Below are 258 nucleotides of genomic sequence, written 5' to 3'. Positions count from 1 at the left end.
GATGAAGGTCAAGGGCTGATCGATCGCTGTCGGTCCCGGGATCATCGGCTTTGAACGCAGGGATTCAATGCGGTCGTCGCAACAGATGCGCCATGGACTTCGAATTTCGCCAGACTATTTCATAACGCCCTTCCGGTGTTTTCTCGTCGCCTTCCCGCTGCTTGGGACCCTCATCGGCAGCTCGCCCAAGAGAAATCCGGTATGTCGAGATGGGGGTATCCCCTTTGAGAAGGACCATGCGACGTTCGGCTTTATAAA

At 55.0% G+C, this 258-nt stretch carries 1 pseudogene; it reads right to left on the bottom strand.

Features of this window, described 5'->3' with window-relative positions:
* Nucleotides 1-82: 82 nt before the first annotated feature.
* Nucleotides 83-258: pseudogene (locus tag EOD29_RS32970) on the bottom strand (L,D-transpeptidase family protein); the annotation flags it as partial.

The sequence above is a fragment of the Mesorhizobium sp. M1A.T.Ca.IN.004.03.1.1 genome, assembly GCF_003997555.1.
Lineage (GTDB): Bacteria > Pseudomonadota > Alphaproteobacteria > Rhizobiales > Rhizobiaceae > Mesorhizobium.
This window is presented reverse-complemented; position numbering and strand designations above follow the sequence as displayed.